Consider the following 21,220-nt stretch of genomic DNA (forward strand, 5'->3'; position numbering starts at 1 on the left):
CAGCGTACGGACGGGCACCCAGGCGAAGCCGAGGGCGAACGGCCTTGGCAGAGTCTGGCGGCCGGCCATCATCACGGCGCCAACGACGGCTCAGTCACGCTGCCCGGTTCGACGCTCGTAGTCGGCGAAGCCATCCTCGATCGTCGGCAGTACAAGCTCCACCCGGAAGTAGGGCACGCTCCACAGCGGACTGTCGCGAAGACCCTCGAACAGATCGGACCACGAGGTCAGGTCGTTGGTCGTCGCCACGAGAACATCGGACGCAGCGGAGGCCCAGGCTTCAGCATCGAACCACCGGACCTGGACAGTGTCGTGTTTGTCCAGCAGCGGTTGCACATGCTCGGCGATGATCTGCTGACGCTCAGGGCGCTCCAGCGCGAGCCACGAGGGCAAAGCCGTGAGGTGCACGAATATGGTGAACCGCGGCTGCGGTTGGATGGCGGTCATAGCCCCATTGTGGATCAACCAGCGTCGGCGAACACCCCCTCGTCGAATGGCCGTCAGCCCGTCACCTCGGCATCGAAGGGGAACCCTCCGTCCAGCGGTGTCAGTTTCCATCGACGATTCTGGTTCTGTGATCGACAAGTGTTGCCCGAACTCGTCAAGATGTGGTGTCCGTTCTCGCTTACGAAGCCAGCCGGCAGCAGCACGACTCTCGGTCCCCGTCTGGCATGAGTAGGCGATGCGCTTGGAGAACGGCGCGGGCGTGCCGACGGGCCTATGTGCCCGAGCCGAGGCGGCTGAAGGCCCAGCGCAGTACTTCTTGGTCGACGCGTTCCCGGCCGGTGCGTTCCATGGCCGTCTGGGTGTGGGCGGTTAGGCGGGCCCAGTTACGGAAGTTTCCGTGGGCAGCGTGGCTGTCGGCGAAGGTGATGTCGTCCGGGTCTGCGTCGGCCCAGATCGGGTGGTAGAGCGGGATGGCCTCCAACACCTCGTCACCGGTGAGGCGGGTGAAGCGCTGCCAGATGAATATCCGGGAGGACAGCATCGGTTCCTTACGCAGCGCGGCGTGGCAGCCCTCGCCGCCGACGAAGATGACGGCGAGCTGGGTGTAGGGGTCGTCCCAGAGGTATCGGACGTACTCCAGCTGGTCGCTTTGGAGCCACTGCGCTTCGTCCAGGATGAGCGTGCGCGGATGCGTGGCGAGCGCGCTCTTGAGGAGATGGTCGAATTCGCTGGCATAACGCGGAGGCTGGCCCGGCAGTTCGAGGGCGGCGTGCAGTTCGTGGCGCACCGCGCGGGTGGTGGCGCGGGCGTGGAAGGTGATGCGGCGGATGTCCTCTTGGGGTTCGAGTTCGCGCAGGCAGCTGGTGACGGCCATGGTCTTGCCGAAGCCGGCGCCGCCGTGGACGCACATCATCGCTCGTGCCTCGATCGTGTCGGCCAGGTTCTCCCGGGCAGTGAGCAGCGCGCGGGTAGTGACCAGGCGGGCCTCGGGCAGGGACACGTACTGATCGATGGGGGTGGGCGGCAGGTGGCGGGTCATGGGGTGTCCTCACAGGCAGGATTGGGTATCGGCGCCGCCTTCGGCGGGGTGGGTTCGCGCTTTGAGGGCCTCGGGTGTGGCCCAGTCGGCGGGTGGCACTGCGGGCGGGATCAGGTCGGGCAGTGCCAGCGTGGTGAGGTCGCTCTCGCGGTGCTGGGCCAGTTCCTGCGAGGCCTCGGTGGTGGTCATGGCGTCCAGGCGGCGCGGGAGGCCCGGCTCGGTGGCGGGGGCGAAGCGGGTGTGGCGTAGCTGTTCGGCGGCTTTCGCGTCGGCGCGCAGGCGTCTGGCGCGCCGGGCGCGGGTGCGGCGCAGCGCGTGAAGCTGCTCTTCGGTGGCCTGGTCGACCAGATACGCGGTGCCGAGGTGGCGGCCGTGGGGTGTGCAGAGTTCGATCTCGTGGGTGTGGTGGGGCATGAAGCGCACGGTGACTTTGAGTCCTGCTTGTCCGGTCATCCAGCCAGCGATGTAGTCCCGGTTCTTGAAGCGGACGCCGTGGCTGGTGATGGTGCGGGTGCGGCTGTCGTCTTCGAGCGTGAACGTCCACACGTCGTGGGCGGGGACGTCGTTGAGCGGGGTCGGATCGGCTTGCCAGGCTTCGAGCGGGGTGGCGCCGTGCAGTTCGGCGGGGCGGTGCTCGGTGTTCCACCACTGTGCCCAGGCCAGAAGTTCCTCGGTGAACGCCGTGAACGACAGGGGCGGGGCCGTTTGAGGGCGGCGGTCGGGGCGGCGGCGCGGCTTCTTGGGGGTGTAGCCGGGCAGGGCGGCGAACAGCATGCGGGTGACGCAGTGGTTGAGGTTCTCGATGCTGCCTTTCAGGTGCGGGCTGTAGGGCGGCAGGACGGTGATGTCCGCGTCCAGCGCGGTCAGCGCGGTGGTGACGGTGCGGGAGAGGACATCGCGGCCGCGGTCGAACCGCACGTGCTCGGGAAGTCCCCCGACGGGGCCGTAGGGGTCAGTGCGCAGGACCGCGGAACGCAGGGCGGCCAGGATCGAGGCGCGGGTAGGTGTGGCGGGGGTGACGGCAAGGCCGGTGATGGCCTTGGTCGCGCAGTCGATGAACCACGTGACATACGGCGCAACGAGGTCACCGTCGGCGTCGACCCGTAGCGGGGCCTGGACGTGATCGGCCTCCCAGACGTGGTTGCGCCGGGTCCGGGGGCGTTTGGCGAACACGTCCAGGGCGCGGGCGGCCTCGGGACCGTGGCGGTAGCCCGCCCGCTCCCCCGCCGTGAGATCCCGGCGCAGAGCGCGCAGGAACGTCGGCAGCGACGGCACAGGGTCCAGCAGCGGCACGGACGCGGGCGGGGCGCCGCCTGGAACGGAGGCGGTGGGCTGCGGTGTGGCGGGGGCGATGGTCGTTGAGGTGTCGGTCTCCTCGGAGGGCTCGGTATCGGCGGCGGCCTTGGCGCGGGCGAGGAGTTCGCGGTGGACCGCGGAGGCGTTGCCGTGCCAGTACGCCAGCAACACCCGAATCTCGGGGGTGATCTCGAACCGGTCGGCACGGCGTGCTCCCGGATACGCGACGCTCTCGGGTGTGGTGGTCGCGTCCGCCAGCCACCGCCATACGGTGCGCTCCGAGACGTTCAGGCACTGGGCGGTGGTGTGGACGTGGGCGCGGGTGAGCCGACGCTGGGTGCGCAGGGCGAGCAGGCGACGTACGGCCGGGGACCGTAACGCGATCAGCGATGCGGGATCGAGGACGGGTTCGGACAGCGGTCGTGCCGGCTCGTGGTCGGGGGTGGTCTCGGTCATTGAAGTCCTTCGGCCCGTGGAGTGGTCGGTCAGGGGGTGGGGCCGAGGCGGGAACAGGCACGCGACAGCAGGGCCCGGTCCACCGCGGTCTCGGGGTGGCGGGCGAGGGCGGCGTAGGCATGGGAGGTGATCTTCGCCCAGGTGCGGAAGTTCCCCCTCGCCCAGGTGGCATCGGCGTGCAGCAGGTCAGCGTCGGTTGCGGGATCCCACAGCGGGTGGAACAAACGCAGCACGGTGGGGATCTGGCTGGTGTCCAGGCGGGACACCTGCTGCCAGGTCAGCACCCTGGAGGCCAGCGCGGGAGCCCGCGTGAGGGTGCGCTCGGCCCCCGCGCCGCACAGCACGAGGGAGGTCTGGGTGGTGGGCGCGTCCACGAGCAGGCGCAGGTAGTCCAGTTCCGGGGCGGCGATGCGCTGCACGTCATCGATGACCAGCACACCGGGGGCTTGGAACTCCTGAAGCAGCGCGCGGTCGGCGGCGTCCGTGCGGTTCGTCAGCGCCGTGGCGGGCAGACCGAACGCGGTGAGCAGCGCAGCCCGCAACTGCGGCAAGGCCGGCTTCACCGCCACCTGGGCGAAGTGGACCGGTACACGGCGTGGCAGCAGACGCAGGGCCTGGTAGAGAGCGACGGTCTTGCCGTGTCCGGGATCCCCGTACACGCACACGGTCCCGCGCGCGGCGATGGTATGCGCAAGGGACTCGGCCACCTCGCCGAGCTGCAGGGTGGAGACGACGTGCGCACCCGGCACGTACAGGCGCACGCCGGCGGTGAACGGCGATGGGCTGGCCTTCTCAGCGCTGTCCTCGTCCCTCTTCGGGGCAGGATCGACGGCCGCTTGGCCGGCCTCGTCGACCGTACCCGGCAAGGCCAGCTCAGCCAGCGCACGGTCATAGGCGGCCGGATCGACCCGGGCATAACCAGGACGGGCAAGGTCGAGGACGCGCCCGGCGCGCCGTTCCCGGTTCACCGCGTGATGCAGCGTCGACAACGACGGCAGCCTGTCCCGGCCCACAGCGGGAAGCACTTGTTCGGCGTGCTCGGCCATCCAGCGGTGCAAGGCCTTCACATTCCCGCCCAGCTCCCCCAGCCGGGCCCGTAACACGTCCGTCAACATGAACGCCCCACGGCGCGCCACAGGTTCGAGACGGCCCGACTCCTTCGCCACAGCCAGCCAACGCCACACCGTCCGCACATTGACCCCCGCCGACTGCGCGGCAATACGGACATGCACCGTCTGAAGCGTTCCTGTCTCATCGAGCGCGAGAAGACGACGCACCACCACCTGCCGCACCAAGACCCGGTCCCGTCCACGGGAAGCCACCATCGGTCTCTCGGCCCCCACCGACAGCGACGCCACCGGCAGCGACAACGGTGAAGACGACAGCTCAGCCGTCATACACAGCAGCACACACCCCTGCCCTGACCAAGAACACAGGAATGCTCATCCCCACAACAGCCAGACACGAGGTGTGCTAGGCCGAACTCGCATGCCGTAACAGCGAATTAGTCACCCCATGACAGCCAAGATCCCAACTCCAACACGGAAAAAGCCAGGTCAGCAGCCATTCGCTGGATCAAAACCCGCTGCCGACCAACCCTCTGACACCACCCCGAACACTCACAGTCCAGCCCAAGGACGGGCGGGCGGTCTTCTTCGTCGTCGAACCCGACCGCGCCCGGCTCGCCGATCTCGCCACGCGGCTGCGGGACGGCCGGCTCAAGCCGCTCGTCGGTGCGGTGCGGCCGCTCGCCGAGGCACCCGCCGCGTTCGCCCCCGGCAAGCGCACCCCGGGCAAGACGATCATCCGCGTCACGGAAGACTGAATCAGGAGACCCATCGTGATCGGAATGCGAATCGCCACCGGCCTCCTGGCCGTCGCCACGCTGACTGCGGCCACGGCCTGCTCGACCTCGGACCAGCCCACCCACGCCACGGGCACGACCGCGGCCGTGGCATCGCCTGCGGCCATGGCATCGACACGCCCCACCGAAACCCTCAAGCCGCTGCTCCAGCAGGCCTTTCCGAATGTGAAGGGCAAGACATTCACCTCGGCGATCGTCGACTTCCCGCCCAACGCACGCGCGATGCCGCACCGGCACGGCCAGGCGTTCGTCTACGCCTACGTCCTCGAAGGCACCGTGCGCAGCCAGCTCGCCGGCAAGCCCGCGACTACCTACCACCAGGGCGAGAACTGGGTCGAGCAGCCGGGCGCCCACCACCTCCTCACCGAGAACACCAGCCGGACCAAACCCGCCAAGCTCCTGGTCGTCTTCGTCTCCACCACCGGAGAAAAGCTCAAGATCGACGCCCCGAAGTCGTAGCCCCCAGGGCACGCAGCGGGGCGGCCGCGGCCTTGCTCGCGGCGAGTTCCTGGGCCCGGCGGGCCAGGTCTTCCTCCTGCCGGCGGACCATCAGGTCCAAGGCGATCTGGGGGCTGACGATCCGAAGCCCGCCCGGGATGTCGCGAGAGGGGCGCACGAACGCGCGATCGGCTAGGTCGTCCAGTGCTGCGCGCACTTCTGCTTCGGTCAACTGCGTGACGGCCTGGAGGCCGGACAGGTCCGACTTCGGATGTTGGAGCAGAGCCGCGTATACCGCCTCGGCCACAGGATCGAGGCCCAGAACGCCGAGCACCATGATTGCCGCACCCCCGTGCGCGTGTGACGCCAGCGGATCAATTCGTGCAGGCGCGATCCTGTCAGGCCCTGGCCGACCGCGCAACGGCCGTCGCGGCGACCTGCTCCCGCAACCGGCACCAAGGTGCCGGGCAGCTTGGTGCCCCACCGAACCCGTTCCGGCCGCCGTAGCCGCCAGGCATGCTCTTCTCAGAACGCCGGACGGAAAGAAAGCACCGGCGACGGTCGATCAAATCCCGAAATCAAGAACTGCTTTCGCTATCGAACCGGGGGGACTGTCATGTCGAAAATCGTTCGCGCCGCAGTCATTGCCGTACTGGTCATCGCTCCCGCATTTGGGGCGGCTGATGCCGCCCCGACCGCCTTGGCGGACGGCATCGGATGGGACCAGACCCCCACGGCTGCAGCCGCCGTGGGCGTACCGGTCACCTCCGCGGTGACGCCGCCGCAGACGGACGGTATCGGCTGGGACTAGGAGAACCATGCACCTCGTCCACCTGGTCCTCACCAGCCCTGACCTGCCGCAGCCCAGCTCTGCGGATGCCGAGCGCGTCCTGGACACCTTGTGGGCCCACCTCGATCCCAGGGCCGGCATCGAACACATGCGGACCCGGCCCCGACCCAGCGGAGTAGATCTCGGCCTGTTCTTCAGCGGCGACGGACGGCGCCCCGCACGTCGCAGCCGCTGTCGCCCACCTCCTTGCCTCCCTCCCCGGCTGGACCGCGACACCTCCGCGGTGAACGCGCACGCCCACCGAAGTCCCGCCGACATCTTTCTCTGGGAATTCGTGTCAGAACTGCCTCGACACGAATCCCTCACTCGGGACGCCCGGTTCCAGGGTCCTTTGTGCCGCGCTCTCTTGCCCGACCGCCGATGGCGGTGGCGCCACACCTGAGCTCACCGCACTGACGTCGTCGCGAGTGGCCCGACTCACGCAACACGCGCCATGGCCCGGCTCGGCATAGCCGACCGGTCTCCGTCTCGCCCATGGACCTACCTTCCCACCACCGTTTCAGGAGACTCCCTTGCCTCGCACCTCCCGCATTCTGTCCGCCGTCGTCGTCGCCGGAGCCTTGGCCGCCCCGATGGGGGTGATGTCCACCGCGCACGCCGCGGAGTCCGCCGGCCCGGTTCCGGTCGTCAACGCCAAGACCGCGGTGGCGCGCCACGCCATGACCGTCGACGGCGTCGCGCTCACGGTCACCGACCCCGATATGCCGGTCGGCGCGTCGTTCGCACCCAAGCCCGGGGACTCGGTGCAGAGCGCCTCGGCCGAGGCGTCCGGACCGTTCAGGTTCTTCTCCGTCACGGCGGTGCCCTTCGGTGAGCGGTTGCCCAAGTCCGACTTCCCGGTCGCGGAGTCCGGCAGCAGCGCCGCCTGGCGGTCGGTCGGCGGCCCCTGGGCCCCGGGGCCGGTCGCGACACTGTTCGGGCAGAGGGTGACCGGGCAGGTCCGGCACGAGACCGATGGCGCCAGCAAGCTCCGGACCGTGCAGTGGATCGTCGAGGCAGGCAAGAGGATCTGGGTGGTGCGCGCTGAACACGCGGAGCCACACGTCCCAGCCGGGTTCGGCACCGGCATCACGGTGACCTCCGCCGACCTGACGAAGCCGACGACCGTCGACGTCACCGCCGCCAACGCCGGCTCCCACCCGCACGCCACCGCGATGGCCGCCACCGCCACTGCTTCGGGGGACCCGGTCATATCCTTCGGCGGACCGCTGCCCGCACCTCCATCCAGATACTGGACCCACGGCGGCGGCACCTGCGACGGCGGCTACTACAGCCTGCTCAACGAGAAGATCGACGGCCTGCAGGTCTGCGGCTACAGCAACGGCAACGACCGCGCCACCGGCTGGGGCAGCAACGAATGGGAGTGCGCCGAACTCCCGATGCGCTACGCGATCCAGCGCTGGGGCCTGACCGGCAACGACGGCGGCGACGGCAAGGACCAGGCCGACAACCTCACGGCCGCACTCAACAACATCCACCCCGGGCGCTTCGTGCTGCGTGGCAACTCCCTGTCCGACCACACCGCCCCCCAGCCCGGCGACGTGATCTCCTACTACGACAGCGGCGCCGGTCACACCGGCGTCGTCATCGCCAGCCACGTCGACGCGAGCGGCAACGGCACGATCGACATGGTCCACCAGAACTGGAACCAGGTCGCCTCCACACCCGGCGAGTGGGACGGCATCACCGTCAGCAACGGCATGGTCGAGAACGTCCTGGGCGGCTCTGGTGACGTGCACTGGATGCACGACACCGCCTGGACCCCGATCCCGGCCGGCTTCAACGTCGCCATCGACGCAGGCGGCACGGCGGCCTCCGGCCAGACCGTCTCCGGCACCGTCAACCTCACCGGCCTGGCGAGCGCCTCCGGCTACATCAACACCGGCCGATACGTGATCACCGGACCCAACGGCTACAACAGCGGCCAACTGACCCCCTCAGCTGGTGGAGCATCGAACTACCCGTATGCCTGGAACACGGCCGGGCTGACCGGCGGTACGTACCAGGTTTCCTTCATCGCCAACGAGATCGACGGCCAGGACCACACGTACGGGCCCGTCAGTGTGACGGTCGCTACCCTGCCTCGAAGCAGCTCATCGGGCCTCACCGCGATGCCCAACGGCGGATACACCACAGACTGGAGGGGCACAGACGGGCGGCTGTGGGTGGGGACCGGCAGCGGGACGTCGATGGCACAGCCCGCTGAGCCCTGGCTGCTCGGTGTCGCGCAGGGAACCAAGCCGTCCATCGCCACCCTGACCGACGGCACCTGGGTCACCGCCTGGGCCGGCGACGACGGGCGGCTGTGGGTGGGGACCGGCAGCGGACTCACCATGGCCAAGCCGGCAGAGCCCTGGCTGCTCGGCGTCGCTCCCGGCACCAGCCCGTCGATCGTCGCCCTGCCCAACGGCGGCTGGGAAGTCGCGTGGAAGGGCGACGACGGCTACCTGTGGGTGGGGACCGGCAGCGGACTCAACATGGCACAGCCGGCTGAGCCGTGGAAGCTCGGTGTGGCCGACACGACCAGTCCATCGCTGGCCGCTTTGCCCAACGGCGGCTTCGAGGTGGCGTGGAAGGGCAACGACGGCTACCTGTGGGTCGGGACCGGCAACGGAACGTCGATGGCACAGCCCGCGGAACCGTGGAAGCTCGGCGTCGGCACCAGCGGCAGCTCCTCCAGCCCGTCGCTGGCAACCATGTCCGACGGCAGCTTCGAGGTGGCGTGGAAGGGCGGTGACGGCTACCTGTGGGTCGGGACCGGCAACGGAACGTCAATGGCACAGCCCGCGGAACCGTGGAAGCTCGGTGTGGCCGACACGACCAGTCCATCGCTGGCCGCTTTGCCCAACGGCGGCTTCGAGGTGGCGTGGAAGGGCAACGACGGCTACCTGTGGGTCGGGACCGGCAACGGGACGTCGATGGCACAGCCCGCGGAACCGTGGAAGCTCGGCGTCGGCACCAGCGGCAGCTCCTCCAGCCCGTCGCTGGCAACCATGTCCGACGGCAGCTTCGAGGTGGCGTGGAAGGGCGGTGACGGCTACCTGTGGGTCGGGACCGGCAACGGGACGTCGATGGCACAGCCCGCGGAACCGTGGAACCTCGGCGTGGCCTGAGCCGTTGAAAGCCGCCGGCCGGGGACCCGCCATCAGCGCGAGCTCCCCAGTCGGGCTGACGTTAACGATCACGTCACTGGCCCCGAACGAGCCGGAGCCGCCTCGGGGCAGGAAGCAGGGGCCCGCAAGGCCAGCAGGGTGACCGCCCATACGGCGGCCAGCAGCGCCTAGGCAGCCGCCGCATGGACCTGCACGGCCACGCTGATCAGCCCGAAGGCAACCAGGATGCCCGCGACGAGCAGCGGGGCCGGGATCCGGGCGGCCCTCTTGATCGGGCCCGGCCAGTGGTGGCGGATCTGCATCGTGGCGAGTGCCTGGTCCAGCCCGCGGTCGGCGCGCACGGTCCCACTCTCGGGCCCCCGCTGGAGACAACCCTCCGGGCAGCCGGCCTGACCTTCATGGACGCCTCCGATGCCCGACCGAACCCTCAGGTGTGGAGCTGACCGAACGGGCTCAGACGATCAAGAGGCGGACGGCGGCAGGGGGCGTTGGGTTACCCGTCGCACGCGCAGTCGCCGGGCGGCTTGTCCGCCCGGCGTCGCGCGCGGCCCCGCCGACGCGCGCGAGCAACACCAGCGGCGCCCGATCCCCTCGCCCACCATACGAGACCTGTCCCACCCACCCACTTTTCTTGTTCTTCCTGCTGTGGGGCGTGGTTCGGGGGCGTAGAGGGGATGTCGGCCTCCCGACCACGGCCTGACCGGCGTGGTGACCTGCGGGTTCGCGGGCGGGCCCGGCAGAGGTGCGGACGGTTGTCGGCCGGGTTGTCGGCTGGGATGTGGGCCTGCTCCACGGAGGTGTTGTCGCTTCGTGACCGTGGTCGGGCCTTCGTGGTCGGGGCTCTGGTCGGGGCCGGCTGCTGCTGTGACCGGTACGCGCGGCACCGGGCAGGCCGGTGCCGCACCGGACGGGAAGCGAGCAGAGCCGTGATGATCGGCGTGGACGTGGGCAGCGGGGACCGGATGGCGCTGGGCGTGCTGACGCAGTACCGGATGGCCACCACCGAGCAGATGCACCAGATGATCGCCCCCGAGGTGCGTATCGAGCAGACCCGGCGGCGGCTGGCCAGGCTGCGCGTGGAGGGGCTGGTCGACCGCATCACCCTGCCGCAGGCCGGACGAACCCGGGTGTGGTTCCCCACCCCGTACGGCGTGCAACTCGCCTGTGAGTGGCCCGAGCTGCGCGGGCGCCGGCCCTCCAGGACCGTGTCCGATCCGACCGCCGTGCGGCTGAAGGCCGGCCACACGCTGACCGTGACCGAGACCGCGCTCGCCTTCATCGAGGACGCCCGCCGCCGCGGCGATCTGTGCCGGCCGCTGGACTGGATCTGCGAGGTCCACCACCCGCTCGGGAGCGGCGAGGCCGTCATCCCCGACGCACTCCTGTACTACCAGCTCGGCCCAACTGGCGGCGAGAGCGGGCCGATGCTGCGGGCATTCGTGGAAGTCGACCGGGCCACCATGGGCCCCGAACGCCTCGCCGCCAAGCTCACCCCTTACCAGCGCCTCCACCGCTACGTGCCCGCGGTCCCGGGGCGCCGGCCAACCTTCCAGGAACCGGGCCTGGAGGAGTGGCGGAGGCGCTACCCGCTCTTCCCCCGCGTCCTGTTCGTCCTGGACGGCACCGGCCCCGCCGGCGTCGACAACCGGATCAGCGCCCTGCGCGCGGCCACCAGACCGCTGACACCCTGCCTGCGGGACGTCCCCGTCCTCGCGGCGCCGCTGGCCGACCTACGCCAGCACGGTCCCTGCGCCCCCGTGTGGCGTCCCGTCCACGACCCCGACCAGCGAGTCCCCCGGACCGGACGTGAGACCCGGCAGGCGTAACCCGCCGACCAGCCATGGTCGGGGATGAGCGCGGCACAGCCAGACCCGTGGTCGGGCCCATGGTCGGGCCCCAGATGGTCACCCCGACCATGCGGCGCAAGCAGCGCCGCGGCGAGACGTAGGTCGTGAACGAGGTGCCCGTCAGTTGCCGCCGCGCGCACAAAGGTTGCCGTGATCGGGGAGGAAAACTCCCGTCAAGAAGTTCCCGGCTCGCGGCAACCCTTTGCGGCCCCTGCGACCACAAGGGAGTGGATCCGGCCAGCCCGGTGGCCGGATCCCCCCGTCCCCTCGTGCACAGTTCGCAAGGAGAACGTCTACCCATGAGCAACCCCACGAACGGCAGGCGCCGCGGGCGTCACCGCCGTCGCCTGAGCGCCACAGCTCTGGTGCTCGGTGTGTCCCTCACCGTCGGGTCGTACTTCGTGTTCGTACAGGAGAACTCCCAGGCCGCGACGGTCGACGGCGGTGCCTACTACAGGCTGGTCTCGGTACACAGCGGCCAGGTGCTGGACGTCAACGCCTTCTCCACCGCCGACGGCACCCGTATCCAGCAGTGGACCGACCAGAACACCGCCAACCAGCAGTGGAAACTGAGGTCCACCGGGGACGGCTACTACGAGCTGGTGAACCGCAACAGCGGCAAGGTGCTGGGCATAGCGGGCGACTCGACCAGCCAGGGGGCTGTCGCCGAGCAGCAGACGGACCGCTCCTCCGCCTCCCAGCAGTGGCGGATCGGTGATGTGAGCGGGTCCGACGCCGTCACCTTCACCTCCCGCAAGAGCGGTCAGGTCCTGGACGTCACGGGCAACTCCACGGCCAAGGGCACGCAGATCATCCAGTGGCCCGGGTGGGGTGGTGCCAACCAGCAGTGGAAGCTGGTGAGGGTGCCCGGCACGCCGGTGCCCGGGGCCGGGTCCGGCGGCGCACAGGGCTCCGGGTCGTACGTGTGGCGGAACGCCCCGGTGGCGGGCGGCGGTTACGTCACCGGCCTGATCTTCAACCAGAAGGAGAAGGGCCTGCTGTACGCGCGCACCGACATGGGTGGCGCGTACCGCTGGGACACCGGCGCCGAGCAGTGGATCCCGCTGACCGACTGGGTCGGTCAGAAGGACTGGAACCTGCTGGGCATCGAGTCGCTGGCCACCGACCCGGTCGACCCGGACCGGCTCTACCTCGCGGCCGGCACCTACACCAACGACTGGGCCGGCAACGGTTCGATCCTGCGCTCCACCGACCGCGGCCGCACCTTCCAGCGCACCGACCTGCCGTTCAAGCTGGGCGGCAACGAGGACGGCCGTGGGGCGGGCGAGCGCCTGGTGATCGACCCCGCGAACCACGACCACCTGCTGCTGGGCACCCGCAAGAACGGCCTGTGGCGCAGCACCGACGCCGGGGTGACCTGGAGCCAGGTCTCCTCGTTCCCGGTCAAGGACGGCGCGAGCTTCGGCACCGGCATCTCCTTCGTGACCTACGGCCAGGCCGGCAGCAACACGATCTACGTCGGCGTCGCCGACAGATCCACCAACCTGTACCGGTCCACCGACGGCGGCAGCTCCTGGCAGGCGGTCTCCGGGCAGCCCACCGGCCAGGTGCCGCAGCACGGTGTGCTCTCCGGCGACGGCTCGCTGTACCTGACCTACAGCAACGCCCCCGGGCCCAACGGCGTGACGGCGGGTTCGGTGTGGAAGTACAACACCTCCGGCGGGGCGTGGAAGAACATCTCGCCGTCCCAGGGCGGCTACGGGTTCGCCGGTCTGGCCGTCGACCCGCAGAAGCCGTCCACGGTGATGGTCACCACGCTGGACCGCTGGTGGCCGCAGGACGAGGTCTACCGCAGCACCGACGGCGGTGCGACCTGGAAGACCCAGTCCGACAGGTCCGTGCGGGACGCCTCCATCGCCCCGTACCTCGGCACCGGCATCGGGCACTGGATGACCGCCCTGAGCATCGACCCGTTCGACTCCGGGCACGTGATGTACGGCACCGGCAACGGCATCTGGGCCAGCAAGGACGCCAACGCGACCGACAACGGCGGCACCAGCCACTGGTTCATCGGAGCCCGCGGGCTGGAGGAGACGGCGTATTACGACGCGGTCTCCCCGCCCGGCGCCGCCGCCCTCATCACCGCGCTGGGCGACCAGGGCGGCTTCGTGTACGACGACCTGACGAAGGAGCCCACCGGGCGGCTGACCAACCCGACGATCTACAACAGCACCTCCCTCGACTTCGCCCAGTCCAACCCCTCGCTGGTGGTCCGGGTCGGCAGGGGCGGTGCGCAGGACGGCGCCCTGTCCACCGACGGCGGCCACACCTGGAACGGCTTCAAGGGCGAGCCGGTGCCCAGTGCGGACAGCGGCCACATCGCGATCGCGGCGGACGGCTCCAGCTTCGTCTGGACCGAGGCCGGCCAGGCCCCGTACCGCTCCACCGACCGGGGCGCGAGCTGGTCGAGGGTCAACGGCCTCGGCAACGATGCCGTGGTCGTCGCCGACCGGTCCTCGGCCAACACCTTCTACTCGCTGAACAACGGCACGCTCTACGCCAGCACCGACGGCGGCGCGAACTTCACCGCCCGCGCCGCCGACCTGCCGGGAGGCAAGCTCAGCGCCGTCCCCGGCGTCGCGGGCGACCTGTGGCTCGCCGGCGACGGCACGGGTCTGCTGCACTCCACCGACGGCGGCCGCAGCTTCACCAAGCTGTCCTCGGTGCAGTCCGCCTCCGCCGTCGGCTTCGGCAAGGCCGCACCGGGCACCTCGTACCAAGCGCTGTACCTGATCGGCACCGTCAAGGGCGTCGCCGGCGTCTTCCGCTCCACCGACCAGGGCGCCAGCTGGGTCCGGATCAACGACGACGCCCACCAGTGGGGCAACTTCGCCGGCCAGCGCATCATCACCGGTGACCCCGACACCTACGGCCGGGTGTACATCGGCACCAACGGACGCGGTCTCCAGTACGGCGACCCCTCCTGAGATCCCCACCCCCTGAGCGGGGCCGCAGGCACAACGGCCTGCGGCCCCGCCGTGGTTGGCGGACCGCCCGTCGCCTTCACCACTCCGCCGGCCGCGCAGGTCAAGCTGTGATGGGTGAACGAGACTTGACCGAGGTCGTACACGTACCGGGGGCCCCAGTCGATGTGCCGGGGCAGCTCGACTGTGCCGCTCGTCGGCCCGCTCAGCCCGTCGAGCAACGTCGGCAACGCATACGGCTTCGCCTCCGCGTATCTGCTCATCAAAAGACCAGTCTGCCCGTGGCAGCGCCCCCGTCCTCCATCGAGCGCACGACCAATCGGGGACCGTCCCAGAACACCGGGCGGGGCTGGCATGGCCCGCTCACCGGATCAGGAGAGCACCGATACAGGCCGCCGTGGCGTGACGCCGATAGGGGCCCGTTCGTTGAACGAGTCCTGCGGAGCAAGGGACAAGTCTCCGGGGCCGGTTGAACCCCGGAGGCTTCGTCGTCCCGGCACCCCTTGCGAGCCGTAAGCGTTCGTTTGAGATGCCCAACACCTTCACTCCGCTCCCCGGCCGGAGCCGTAAGCGCTCGTTTCCCAGACCCGGGCGGAGCGGGACACTGGGGTCGTGTCACGAGGACTCGGGCGAGTGCAGCGGGCCGTGCTGGCGTACGTGCTCAGCGAGCCCGGCAGCCTCAGCAGCGTCGACGGCACCCCGCTGGCCGCCTCGGTCACCGGCCTCGCCCGCGTCGTCTACGGCGCCGAAGAGCCGAGCGACGCCCAGCGCGCCCGCGAGGAGTACCGGCAGTCGTCCCCGCACCTGCGGGGGTAGCTCCGCGGCGTCCGCGCAGAAACTCGCCTTCGCCCGCGGCGCCGGCGCCTACCCGCTGGGGTCCGCTTCGGCTCCGGCGGCATCGAGAAGATCGACGGCGTGATGGCCCTGGATATCCGCGACGCCGTACGCGGCGTGTGCGAGGCCGGAAGCGGCTGAGACAAGGCCAGGCGCCCGGCGGGGCCGTCACGCCTTCTGCCGGGCGCCTGGAGTCGTGCGGGCCCGTCAGGGCCTCGGCAATGGCAGGCCGGGCAGGTGGGGGTGCCGCAGGTGCTGTCCGCCGTCGTAGACGTGCAGCGTGAACGTCTCCGGCTCCGGTCGGCCCGCCTCGTCGTAGGCGGACAGCACGCGCTCGATCCGCTCCCACAGCCGCACGGGGCCGCCCTCGCGGACCGCCCACCAGCCCTCGACGGGGGTGAGGGTGGCGGCGGAGCCCGTGACGACGTCGACCAGGTGCACGACCTCGCCCGCCGTGGTCATCTGCGCGTCCGGCACCGCGCACTGGGCGAGGAACCGCAGGTGGAACGCCTCCTCGGTCCCTGCGGTGATCCGGTCGGGGCTGTGCCGGGCCGCCCGGCCTGTCTCGGGGAGCCTTGCGGCCCAGTGGGCGGGGTTGCCGAACGCCGGCGCCGCATGGGTGCGGGCGGACATGAACGACACCGTGCCGCCGAGCAGCTGTCCCTCGGCGGTGCCGTCCTCAGCGACGGTGAGCAGGACGCGGGCGTACCCGCAGAGCCAGCCCGAGAGGGTGAGCAGGATCTTTCCGCCCGGCCGGGTCTGGGCGAGCAGGGCGGGCGGGACACCGGTCAGGGCGAAGTCGAAGCAGCCGAAGACCAGGGAGAACGCGGTCAGGTAGCTGTGCAGCGCGGCCTCCACCGGTGCCGGGACGGCGATGGGGGCGTGCAGGAGCTGGTCCCAGTCGCCGCGGCGCCAGTCCAGCGCGCCGTCCGGGACGGCGATCTGCTGGGCGAACACCTTCTGCCCGATCACGGTCACGCGCACGTCGCCGGTCTTGGGGATCTCCGCTTGGAACAGGTGGGCGGTCACCGCGAGGGTGTCGTCGAAGGTCTCGGGGTCGACTCGCTGGGCCCAGATGGCCCCGGTGTGCCCGTCCTCGTCACGGGGCAGGCCGCGGAACGTCTTGTAGATGACGGGGCCGTGCTCAGCGGCGAACTTGCGGGCCTGTTCGGCGTCGTTGGTGACCAGCGTCGGTGGGATGGGCAGGCCGAGCTGGGCGGCGGTCCGGAACTGGGCGGGCTTGAAGTCGGCGGCCGTGACCGCGCCCGGGGTGGTTGACGTAGAAGGCGCCGTGCAGGTGGTTCAGGATGCCGCCGAGCCCGTGCCGGGCCTCGGCGGCGGCGAAGTCCCGCTGCTGGGCCGGAAACGCCCGCGATCTGCACGGCATCGGCCGACCCCGGCGCGCCAGCGTGTACTTCACCGACGCGCTCGCCCTGCGCAAGCCCGGCTTCGAAACCTCAGCCTGAACGCCTTCGGCGTCACGCTGGCCGTCGAGGGCACGCAGCAGCACCAAACGCTGAACTTCATCGGCTCACTGACCCAGAAGGTCCTGATCGGTGGCGCGGACTTCGTGCGCCTGCAGACGCTCGGCTTCACCATGGAGGCAGCCCACCCGCTGTTCGGGAAGGTCACCCTCCACCTGCCGGACATTGACGTCTCGCCCGCCAGCATCCTCAAGCTCGGCCCGGGCGGGCTCGTGGAGACGTGGCTCCAATCCTTCAATGCCACCTTCGAGCGGCGGGGCGATGCCGCTGGCCCGTTCACCTTCCAGACCCTCGACGTTGCGCAATGGCAGGCGCTCCTCCCCTCCTACCCTCCCCCGCCGCAAGGGACGAACCCGGACGGTTCACCCACCGGGGGTACCTTGTTCCGCGTGCAGGCTCCCATCCGCCTGGGCACGGTGGCACCCAGCGGCCAGAAGACCACATATGCCCAGCTCCAGGGAATGAACGTCAACCAGGGGCACCTACTCGCCTAGCTTTCCAACAGGTCCTGGGGCCCCGGGGGCATGCGCCTCCGGGGCCCTTCCTGGGCAGCGCCCGTAGAACGGAGCGATGCCACCTGCCCGCCCGGCTTGCCGACGCGTCAGAGTGGGGGGACCTCGCGCCGAGGTGCGCCAGACCTGCCTCTCGATCCAGCTTCACCGGAAATCAGTCCAACTTGGCTGACGGTGGACACGCACCTTTGGCCCGTGTCGCGCTCGCAGACCCCGGTACGCCCAGCGCTGACGCTCTCACCCTGCTGGCGACCTGGGCCGATACGCAGAAGCAGCCGCAGGCCATCAGCGACGACGTACGCCGCATTCGCCCCCGTCACCCTTAAGTGTTCGATCTCCTCGGCCGGTCGCCTCCCGCCCGTCGTGGTCCACCGCGACGGCACGGTCCACGGCCGGCGGCTCGTCTGCGATCCGCCCTCGGCGTGGACGGAGCTGCCCCGGCCGGTAAGCGCCGGCGCCGAACCAGTCGGGCACATCCGCCTCGGCTACGCCCGCGCCTCGACCGCCCGGCAGTCCCTCGACGCGCAGCTCGACTCCCCCGCCGAAGCCGGGGTCTCCCGGGTCTTCTCGGAGAAGATCTCCACCCGCGCCACCCGGCGCCCCGAGCTGGAGGCCGCCGTGAAGCTCGCTGGAGAGATCCGCTCCTCCGGCGTCGCAGTGACCCTCGTCGTCCACGAACACAAGCGGCTCGGCCGCGGCATCGAAACCCCGGCCCATGGGCGTATCAGCGAGTCGGACAATCCGAAGTCACATGATCGACCGGACAGGTCCTAGCCGAGGCGGCCGGGCTCGTAGTCGCCGCCGGGCTGCCGGACGATGACGCTCATGCGGTTGGTCGCGTTGATCAGGGCGACGAGCATCACCAGATCGGACAGTTGGTCCTGGTCATAGTGTTTGACGGCGTCCGCCCAGGCGTCGTCGCTGACGCCGCCGGCGGCGTAGGCGATGTCAGTGCCCTGCTCCGCGAGCTCCAGGGCGGCGCGCTCGGCGTCGGTGAACACCGTGGACTCGCGCCAGGCGGCGACCAGGTTGAGGCGGGTGGCGCTCTCCCCGGCGGCCGCTGCGTTCTTGGTCCACACGTCGGTGGCGTAGCCGTCGCCGTTGATCTGGCTGGCGCGCAGCAGCACCAGCTTCTGGGTCGCGGCGGGCAGGGCCGACTCCTGAAGGATCGTCTTGCTCGCCGCGCCGAACTGGGTGGCAGCTTTGGCTGCGGTCGCGTCCGGGTTGCCGAACAAGCTCAAGCGAGCGGTCATGATGCGTGCTCCTTGCATGTTGTCGTGGCGCAATCGACCAGGAGATGCCGATGACCCAAGCGGCGTGACAGCGCAGCCATGTGACTCACGTCACTGTCGACGGGTGTCACGCGACCTGCGGGGCCGGCGTCTCGTGTATGGCAATAGGAAGATCCGGAACGGATGGAGCCGGTGATGAGCGAGCGCAGCGACCGAACCCTGGACGGCGACGAGCCGCAGTTGGAAGGCGGGCGTGCCGATCAGGCCACCGAGTCGTTCATCGCCAACCGGAACCTGTTGTTCACCGTCGCCTACGAGATGCTCGGCTCGGCCGCCGACGCCGAGGACGTCCTGCAGGAGACCTGGATGCGGTGGGTGAAGGTCGACCAGGACGCCGTGCACGAACCGCGCGCGTATCTGGTCCGGGTCACCACCCGCCAGGCGCTGACGCGGCTGCGTACGCTCCGCCGGCGCAAGGAGTCCTACGTCGGTCCCTGGCTGCCCGAGCCGCTGTTGACCGCGCCGGACGTGGCCGAGGATGTCGAGCTGGCCGAGGGCGTCTCGATGGCGATGCTGCTGGTGATGGAGACGCTCCATCCGACCGAGCGCGCGGTGTTCGTGCTGCGGGAGGTGTTCGGTCTGGACTACGACGAGATCGCCGAGGCCGTGGACAAGAACACGGTCACCGTCCGGCAGATCGCGCACCGGGCCCGGAACCATGTCGCGGCTCGGCGACCACGTGCTGCCGTGTCCCAGGCCCAGAACCGCGCGGCGCTGCTGGCCTTCCAACGAGCGGTCGAAACAGGTGACCTGCAGAGTCTTCTCGATCAGCTCGCCCCGGACGTGGTGTTCTTGAGCGACGGCGGCGGAGCCGTCCAGGCCGCGCTGGAGCCGATCGTGGGGGCCGACCCGGTCGCTGCCTTGTTGACGGCGGGGCTGGGCAGGATCGCGGGCACCGCGTCGGTGAAGTCGGCGCAGATCAACGGCCACCCGGCACTGATCATGCGGATCGGCGGGCAGGTCGAGGGCGTCCTGGCGATGCGGACCGAGGGCGGACTGATCACCGGACTGTATTTCGTGCGCAATCCCGAGAAGCTGTCGCGCCTGGAGCAGGAGACCGCGCTGCGCCGCTGAACTCACACCTCAAGCGGTGGGGGAGCCCCGCTGCCCGAAGTACACCCTGTGGAAAGTGAGGGACTCGATGATCGGTGTGATCATTGCCGGCGCCGGACCGACCGGCTTGATGCTGGCCGCCGAGTTGCGGCTGCACGGCGTGCACGTGCTCGTGCTGGAGAAGGACGCGGAGCCGACCAGGCAGGTCCGTGCGCTCGGTCTGCACGTGCGCAGCATCGAGGTGATGGACCAGCGCGGTCTGCTGGACCGGTTCCTCGCCCTCGGCAAGCAGTACCCGATCAGTGGTTCGTTCGCCGGCATCCGAAAGCCGGCACCGCAACGGCTGGACACCGCGCACCCCTACATCCTCGGCATCCCGCAGACCGCCACCGAGCGCCTGCTGACCGAGTACGCCACCGAGCTCGGCACCGAGATCCGGCGCGGCTGCGAACTGGTCGGGTTGAGCCAGGACGACCACGGGGTGACCGCCGAGCTGGCCGACGGCACCCGACTGCGCTCGCGTTACCTCGTCGGCTGCGACGGCGGCCGCAGCACCGTGCGCAAGCTGCTCGGGGTCGGCTTCCCCGGTGAGCCTGCCGAAGCCGAGTGGCTGCTGGGCGAAGTGGAGGTGTCCGCCCCGCAGGAGACGCTGACCGCCGTTGCGGCCGAACTCGGCACGGCGGACCTGCGGTTCGGCCCCGCCCCCCACGAGGAAGGGGTGTACCGGTTCGTCGTGCGCGCCGAGAACGCGGCCGAGGACCGCCGCGTCCCGCCGACCCTCGATGAGTTCACCGGGCGGCTACGAGAGATCGCCGCAACCGACTTCGGGGTGCACTCACCCCGCTTCCTGTCCCGCTTCGGCGACGCCACCCGGCTGGCCGAGCGTTACCGGGTCGGCCGGGTCCTGCTGGCCGGCGACGCGGCGCACATCCACCCACCGCTGGGCGGGCAGGGCCTCAACCTCGGCATCCAGGACGCGTTCAACCTCGGCTGGAAACTGGCCGCCGAGGTGGACGGCTGGGCACCCGAAGGGCTGTTGGACAGCTACCACGCCGAACGGCACCCGGTGGCCGCCGCCGTGCTCGACAACACCCGCGCCCAGAGCGAACTGCTCTCCCCCGAGCCGGGCCCCCAGGCCGTGCGTCAGCTGGTGTCGGAACTGATGGACTTCGAGGAAGTGAACCGCTACCTGATCGAGAAGATCACCGCGATCGGCGTCCGCTACGACTTCGGCGACGGCCACCCACTGCTCGGCCGCAGGCTGCACGACGTGCAGTTGAAGCAGGGCCGCCTCTACGAGCTGATGCACGGCGGCCGCGGGCTGCTGCTCGACCAGACCGGCCGCCTCTCGGTAGCGGGCTGGGCAGACCGGGTCGACCACGTCGCCGACGGCAGCGAGGAACTCGACGTACCCGCCGTGCTGCTGCGGCCGGACGGCCACGCGGCATGGGTCGGCGAAGACCAGCAGGACCTGCTCAGCCGCCTGCCCCAATGGTTCGGAACTCTCGTCAGATGAGCACGCGCACCAGGCCCGAAGCCTCCCGAAAGCCCAGGCCCGTCGCCGACGGCGCTCAGTCGACCAAATCCACGTGCGAAGCAAGCCGGAGCGGCTCAACCAGGGATGACGGCTGGCGGGCATGGGCCCTCCGGCATGGGCACGATGGCAGGAACAGCGGCACCCGGGCTGTGCCTGCGCGGCACAGGGCATGAAGCGGTTCCTCGACCGGGTCGGACACCGCTTAGGCATGCT

Annotated in this window: 17 protein-coding genes and 2 pseudogenes; 11 read left to right on the forward strand and 8 right to left on the reverse strand. The window is 70.2% G+C overall.

The annotated features are described in order from the left end of the window. Positions 1–90: 90 nt before the first annotated feature. The 4 genes from O1G22_RS43065 to O1G22_RS43085 all read right to left on the reverse strand — a co-directional run bounded on the left by O1G22_RS43065 (position 91) and on the right by O1G22_RS43085 (position 4,635). Positions 91–447, reverse strand: coding sequence for a darcynin family protein (locus O1G22_RS43065; protein WP_270086724.1), 357 nt, complete (start codon positions 445–447; stop codon positions 91–93). A gap of 271 nt (positions 448–718) precedes the next feature. Beyond that, complete coding sequence (locus tag O1G22_RS43070; protein WP_270086725.1) at positions 719–1,486, reverse strand: AAA family ATPase; 768 nt, start codon at positions 1,484–1,486, stop codon at positions 719–721. A gap of 9 nt (positions 1,487–1,495) precedes the next feature. Further along, positions 1,496–3,238 (reverse strand): Mu transposase C-terminal domain-containing protein, encoded by a 1,743-nt coding sequence (locus O1G22_RS45100; RefSeq protein ID WP_428986537.1) that lies wholly within the window; start codon positions 3,236–3,238, stop codon positions 1,496–1,498. A gap of 29 nt (positions 3,239–3,267) precedes the next feature. Beyond that, positions 3,268–4,635, reverse strand: coding sequence for an AAA family ATPase (locus O1G22_RS43085; RefSeq protein WP_270086726.1), 1,368 nt, complete (start codon positions 4,633–4,635; stop codon positions 3,268–3,270). A 224-nt stretch (positions 4,636–4,859) separates the two neighbouring features. On the opposite strand from O1G22_RS43085, the pseudogene O1G22_RS43090 reads away from it, so the two are divergent. Both O1G22_RS43090 and O1G22_RS43095 read left to right on the forward strand, forming a co-directional pair. Then, a pseudogene (locus O1G22_RS43090) lies at positions 4,860–5,063 on the forward strand (NADP-dependent oxidoreductase); the annotation flags it as partial. Between the two features lie 24 nt (positions 5,064–5,087). After that, positions 5,088–5,561, forward strand: a complete 474-nt coding sequence (locus tag O1G22_RS43095; RefSeq protein WP_270086939.1) for a cupin domain-containing protein — start codon at positions 5,088–5,090, stop codon at positions 5,559–5,561. On the opposite strand, the gene O1G22_RS43100 is transcribed toward O1G22_RS43095, so the two are convergent. Beyond that, a complete protein-coding gene (locus O1G22_RS43100; protein WP_270086727.1) occupies positions 5,536–5,877 on the reverse strand; it encodes a hypothetical protein in 342 nt (113 codons plus the stop codon). The genes O1G22_RS43095 and O1G22_RS43100 overlap by 26 nt on opposite strands. Positions 5,878–6,156: 279 nt before the next feature. Between O1G22_RS43100 and O1G22_RS43105 the strand changes: the two genes are divergently transcribed. Then, complete coding sequence (locus tag O1G22_RS43105; protein ID WP_270086728.1) at positions 6,157–6,351, forward strand: hypothetical protein; 195 nt, start codon at positions 6,157–6,159, stop codon at positions 6,349–6,351. Between the two features lie 551 nt (positions 6,352–6,902). After that, positions 6,903–9,503 carry a ligand-binding sensor domain-containing protein gene (locus tag O1G22_RS43110; protein WP_270086729.1) on the forward strand — a complete coding sequence of 867 codons (2,601 nt, stop codon included), beginning with the start codon at positions 6,903–6,905 and terminating at the stop codon, positions 9,501–9,503. Positions 9,504–9,670: 167 nt separating this feature from the next. On the opposite strand, the gene O1G22_RS43115 is transcribed toward O1G22_RS43110, so the two are convergent. Further along, complete coding sequence (locus O1G22_RS43115) at positions 9,671–9,844, reverse strand: hypothetical protein (protein ID WP_270086730.1); 174 nt, start codon at positions 9,842–9,844, stop codon at positions 9,671–9,673. 588 nt (positions 9,845–10,432) lie between these two features. Between O1G22_RS43115 and O1G22_RS43120 the strand changes: the two genes are divergently transcribed. From O1G22_RS43120 to O1G22_RS43130, 3 genes are all read left to right on the forward strand, one after another. Continuing rightward, positions 10,433–11,329: a replication-relaxation family protein gene (locus tag O1G22_RS43120; RefSeq protein ID WP_270086731.1), complete on the forward strand. Its 897-nt coding sequence runs from the start codon at positions 10,433–10,435 to the stop codon at positions 11,327–11,329. A 320-nt stretch (positions 11,330–11,649) separates the two neighbouring features. Beyond that, entirely contained in the window at positions 11,650–14,298 is a 2,649-nt protein-coding gene (locus O1G22_RS43125) for an RICIN domain-containing protein (RefSeq protein WP_270086732.1), read from the forward strand. A gap of 609 nt (positions 14,299–14,907) precedes the next feature. Then, the gene (locus O1G22_RS43130; RefSeq protein WP_270086733.1) at positions 14,908–15,111 is read left to right on the forward strand and encodes a hypothetical protein; all 204 of its coding nucleotides are present in this window, start codon (positions 14,908–14,910) and stop codon (positions 15,109–15,111) included. Between the two features lie 225 nt (positions 15,112–15,336). On the opposite strand, the pseudogene O1G22_RS43135 reads toward O1G22_RS43130, so the two are convergent. Continuing rightward, positions 15,337–15,912 (reverse strand): annotated as a pseudogene (locus O1G22_RS43135) (methyltransferase domain-containing protein); the annotation flags it as partial. A 415-nt stretch (positions 15,913–16,327) separates the two neighbouring features. On the opposite strand from O1G22_RS43135, the gene O1G22_RS43145 reads away from it, so the two are divergent. Both O1G22_RS43145 and O1G22_RS43150 read left to right on the forward strand, forming a co-directional pair. Continuing rightward, positions 16,328–17,107, forward strand: coding sequence for a hypothetical protein (locus O1G22_RS43145; RefSeq protein WP_428986538.1), 780 nt, complete (start codon positions 16,328–16,330; stop codon positions 17,105–17,107). 381 nt (positions 17,108–17,488) lie between these two features. Continuing rightward, positions 17,489–17,899 carry a recombinase family protein gene (locus tag O1G22_RS43150; protein ID WP_270086735.1) on the forward strand — a complete coding sequence of 137 codons (411 nt, stop codon included), beginning with the start codon at positions 17,489–17,491 and terminating at the stop codon, positions 17,897–17,899. On the opposite strand, the gene O1G22_RS43155 is transcribed toward O1G22_RS43150, so the two are convergent. Beyond that, positions 17,896–18,378, reverse strand: a complete 483-nt coding sequence (locus tag O1G22_RS43155) for a carboxymuconolactone decarboxylase family protein (protein ID WP_270086736.1) — start codon at positions 18,376–18,378, stop codon at positions 17,896–17,898. The two genes, O1G22_RS43150 and O1G22_RS43155, sit on opposite strands and share 4 nt — an antisense overlap. Positions 18,379–18,552: 174 nt before the next feature. Here O1G22_RS43155 and O1G22_RS43160 point away from each other — a divergent pair, with 174 nt between their 5' ends. Beyond that, positions 18,553–19,491 (forward strand): RNA polymerase sigma-70 factor, encoded by a 939-nt coding sequence (locus O1G22_RS43160; RefSeq protein ID WP_270086737.1) that lies wholly within the window; start codon positions 18,553–18,555, stop codon positions 19,489–19,491. 67 nt (positions 19,492–19,558) lie between these two features. Further along, the gene (gene rox, locus O1G22_RS43165) at positions 19,559–20,986 is read left to right on the forward strand and encodes a rifampin monooxygenase (protein WP_270086940.1); all 1,428 of its coding nucleotides are present in this window, start codon (positions 19,559–19,561) and stop codon (positions 20,984–20,986) included. The last annotated feature ends 234 nt before the right edge of the window (positions 20,987–21,220 follow it).

The sequence above is a fragment of the Streptomyces camelliae genome, assembly GCF_027625935.1.
Taxonomy (GTDB): Bacteria; Actinomycetota; Actinomycetes; order Streptomycetales; family Streptomycetaceae; genus Streptomyces; species Streptomyces camelliae.

Bases quoted from the DNA above. Each gene is read 5' to 3' on its own strand.
- O1G22_RS43065 (WP_270086724.1), bottom strand. From the start codon at position 447: ATGACCGCCATCCAACCGCAGCCGCGGTTCACCATATTCGTGCACCTC.
- O1G22_RS43085 (WP_270086726.1), bottom strand. From the start codon at position 4,635: ATGACGGCTGAGCTGTCGTCTTCACCGTTGTCGCTGCCGGTGGCGTCG.
- rox (WP_270086940.1), top strand. From the start codon at position 19,559: ATGATCGGTGTGATCATTGCCGGCGCCGGACCGACCGGCTTGATGCTG.
- O1G22_RS43145 (WP_428986538.1), top strand. From the start codon at position 16,328: ATGGGCAGGCCGAGCTGGGCGGCGGTCCGGAACTGGGCGGGCTTGAAG.
- O1G22_RS43070 (WP_270086725.1), bottom strand. From the start codon at position 1,486: ATGACCCGCCACCTGCCGCCCACCCCCATCGATCAGTACGTGTCCCTG.
- O1G22_RS43105 (WP_270086728.1), top strand. From the start codon at position 6,157: ATGTCGAAAATCGTTCGCGCCGCAGTCATTGCCGTACTGGTCATCGCT.
- O1G22_RS43120 (WP_270086731.1), top strand. From the start codon at position 10,433: ATGATCGGCGTGGACGTGGGCAGCGGGGACCGGATGGCGCTGGGCGTG.
- O1G22_RS43095 (WP_270086939.1), top strand. From the start codon at position 5,088: ATGCGAATCGCCACCGGCCTCCTGGCCGTCGCCACGCTGACTGCGGCC.
- O1G22_RS43125 (WP_270086732.1), top strand. From the start codon at position 11,650: ATGAGCAACCCCACGAACGGCAGGCGCCGCGGGCGTCACCGCCGTCGC.
- O1G22_RS45100 (WP_428986537.1), bottom strand. From the start codon at position 3,238: ATGACCGAGACCACCCCCGACCACGAGCCGGCACGACCGCTGTCCGAA.
- O1G22_RS43160 (WP_270086737.1), top strand. From the start codon at position 18,553: ATGAGCGAGCGCAGCGACCGAACCCTGGACGGCGACGAGCCGCAGTTG.
- O1G22_RS43100 (WP_270086727.1), bottom strand. From the start codon at position 5,877: ATGGTGCTCGGCGTTCTGGGCCTCGATCCTGTGGCCGAGGCGGTATAC.
- O1G22_RS43155 (WP_270086736.1), bottom strand. From the start codon at position 18,378: ATGACCGCTCGCTTGAGCTTGTTCGGCAACCCGGACGCGACCGCAGCC.